This is a genomic window from Actinocorallia sp. A-T 12471 (genome assembly GCF_033875155.1).
Taxonomy (GTDB): domain Bacteria; phylum Actinomycetota; class Actinomycetes; order Streptosporangiales; family Streptosporangiaceae; genus Actinocorallia.
In genome coordinates this window covers 1-394 of the sequence record NZ_JAWZTE010000031.1, presented here as the reverse complement: position 1 = coordinate 394, position 394 = coordinate 1, and the positions used below count along the sequence as shown (strand labels likewise).

Below are 394 nucleotides of genomic sequence, written 5' to 3'. Positions count from 1 at the left end.
CTCACCCGCAAGTGCGTCTACGAGGCCGCGCTGAAGGAGAGCGAGTGGACGGCGGGCGGCCTGCTCGCCCCGATCGACCTGAGCAAGGCCGACGCCCCGCTCAACTGCTTCAACGTCGAGCAGGCCACGCCGGACGGCTGGAAGCCCGCCGACTTCAAGCCCGACACCGGCGCGTTCCGCTGCGGCGCTCCGGCGTACAAGCTGGTGAAGTCCTACGTGAAGCCCGCGACGCTCGCCGACGTCGGCAAGTCCCTCGCCGACCTCAAGTAGCCGCCTTCCACCGCTGACGCGGTAACCCCCACGGGGCCGGACGCCTGCACGGCGTCCGGCCCTGACCCGTTTCAGGAATGGCGGGGATTCCCCGTTGTTCGCGTAATATATGACAGATAACGGT

Annotated in this window: 1 protein-coding gene; it reads left to right on the top strand. The window is 68.0% G+C overall.

Features of this window, described 5'->3' with window-relative positions:
* Positions 1-270, top strand: a 270-nt coding sequence (locus tag R9X44_RS35580; protein ID WP_319818796.1) for a hypothetical protein, incomplete at its 5' end; no start/stop codon positions are given.
* Positions 271-394: the final 124 nt, after the last annotated feature.